This window comes from Thalassotalea sp. G20_0, from assembly GCF_017744175.1.
In the GTDB taxonomy this organism is placed as follows: Bacteria; Pseudomonadota; Gammaproteobacteria; order Pseudomonadales; family Endozoicomonadaceae; genus Endozoicomonas.
On record NZ_JAGHQV010000160.1, the window covers coordinates 1 to 2,087 of the forward strand.

Consider the following 2,087-nt stretch of genomic DNA (forward strand, 5'->3'; position numbering starts at 1 on the left):
AAGCATTTCTCGCCCGAAAATATCAGTCATGCCCTGCGATTAGCCATCGATAAAGATTATTACAACAAAGATACTACAGAGTTACTGGTCAATAGGATACGCCTGGAAGATCAGGACGAAACTGACGGTAAAACACTCCTGCACTACGCTGCAGAAAAAGGCAACAAAAAGTACCTGGAAAAATTTCTGGAGAAAGCGATACGTGAAGGGAACTTGGAATCCATCAAGCTTAAAGATAAAAGAGAGAGGACACCCCTGCACTACGCAGCCGAGGAGGGACACAGAGATTGTCTTCGGTTACTACTACTGAAAGAACCCAAACTGGAGAAAGATCTCAAACTGAAGAAAGAACTCAAAGAATTAACATGGATCAATGATAAAGATGAAAATGGTGACACGCCACTGCTCCTGGCTGATACTGAGGCATGCGTAAGAGAGCTGATAGAGGCTAAAGCTGATGTGCATGAGAAAATAACAAAGGTATAACGCTACTGCATCGTATAGCCATGTCAGAGAAGAGAATTAATTGGCTGAAAGAAAATGATAAATGTTATAAAGATATTATTAAACCTGACGTGGACGATAATACTCCGCTGCACTATGCAGCTTATAACGGTAATATAACATTTATGCAAGTGGTCTGCGAAAAAGAAGTTAAAAATAGACATAATTATTTCCATGCTGGAAATAAACAAGGGGTTTTACCACTACTTTTTACTATTCATAGTGACAACAAAAACGAATGCCTGATAAAAATGATCAAAACCAAAAAAATAATAAAAGAAGGTAGTGACCAGCTTTCTAGGTTATTTCTGTATGCAGCAGCTTATGGCAAAAACAATTACCTGGAAAGTTTTTTTAAAGAAGAGCTTAACAACAAAATAGAATTTTATCCCTTGCCCTGAAGTTAACTCCTTTGTTGTTTTAGCAAAGGATTTTGTTGATAAAATTATTAAAGGCAGCCATGAAGATGCAATTTTCGGCTATTCCGGAATTAAAAGAAACCTCAATACCAAAAATCCTGAAGACTGGAAACGAATCTACGTTCCCATACAATTTATACCTGGATTTGAACTTGATAATAATTTATCACTGGATGGCTATCCTTTCCATATTGAAGGCACCAAAAGTAAAATTATTGAATTCTTGGATAAATATGAAAGATGGCATTTTACGGCAAAAAGTATTGACAAAAAAGAGCAATCAAAAGCCAGAGTCAGTGTGAATATAAAGTTATGTCTGGTTGATTGTGATCTGCCAAAAATGGTGCGCAATTTTTTCGTGGCTCCAATTAAAGACATTTTTGGCCTAATACCATTAGAGTTAGAGTTTATTGAGGGAATTATTAAACATGCGAATTTAAAAGGCTTGCTTAAGAAAATTTCTGATGCTGTTAACACTAGTGAGGAAGAACTTCAGGAGGAACTTCAGAAGGAATTTGTTAACACCGCAAAAAAAAGCAGAAAAATCTTAGTAGCCAAGCAGCAGAATAACCTGAAAAAACAGCAGCCAAAAAAAATCGATAGCGTCATCAATAAAATTCGCAATGAATTAAAAAGGCTCAACGAAACTGATGATATTGACACATCATTGTAAAAAAAGAATTTTAAGGTTTGCAGTGGCCCCATCAATTTACTGCATAACATCAAGAAAGATCAGAAAATTCACATTGAATTTGACCGGCTTGAGTCATCAAACAGCCCCGCCCGTTTACAGATCAACTCAACTGGCAGCCAGGTAGAGTTCAAAGATCTATCTCAAGCATTGAAGACGATTTTTGAAATTTAACCTTAGAGTTTTTATGAAACGGTTAGTCTGCAATAAAATAAAAACCGGTTCTTTGGTGCAGTTATAAACCGTCTGTATTTTTTATATCAGTTGGGTAATAACAAAGCCAGAAACAACCAGCACTCCAATCAGAGTAAATCAAGGTCATTAGGTCTTTCATTTTGCATAACAGTTGTCGTTTATGGTGATAAACAAGATATTTGCAAAATGAAAGACCTGATGGAATGGTCCGCCCCGCTCCCAAAACGGCTTCAAATGAGCCAAAACAGGATGAGTTTGGTAGGACATCATTCAAAATA

General features: G+C 36.6%; 4 protein-coding genes. 3 read left to right on the forward strand and 1 reads right to left on the reverse strand.

The features are described 5' to 3' along the window. From J7438_RS25195 to J7438_RS25205, 3 genes are all read left to right on the forward strand, one after another. A partial coding sequence (locus tag J7438_RS25195; protein ID WP_209278797.1) for an ankyrin repeat domain-containing protein occupies positions 1–486 on the forward strand: 486 nt, incomplete at its 5' end. 20 nt (positions 487–506) lie between these two features. Then, positions 507–905 carry a hypothetical protein gene (locus tag J7438_RS25200; RefSeq protein ID WP_209278798.1) on the forward strand — a complete coding sequence of 133 codons (399 nt, stop codon included), beginning with the start codon at positions 507–509 and terminating at the stop codon, positions 903–905. Between the two features lie 241 nt (positions 906–1,146). Then, complete coding sequence (locus J7438_RS25205; protein WP_209278799.1) at positions 1,147–1,596, forward strand: hypothetical protein; 450 nt, start codon at positions 1,147–1,149, stop codon at positions 1,594–1,596. Positions 1,597–1,849: 253 nt separating this feature from the next. On the opposite strand, the gene J7438_RS25210 is transcribed toward J7438_RS25205, so the two are convergent. Continuing rightward, a partial coding sequence (locus tag J7438_RS25210; RefSeq protein ID WP_209278800.1) for a hypothetical protein occupies positions 1,850–2,087 on the reverse strand: 238 nt, incomplete at its 5' end.

Excerpts from the sequence above, each read along its gene's own strand:
- J7438_RS25200 (WP_209278798.1), top strand. The coding sequence starts at position 507 with ATGTCAGAGAAGAGAATTAATTGGCTGAAAGAAAATGATAAATGTTAT.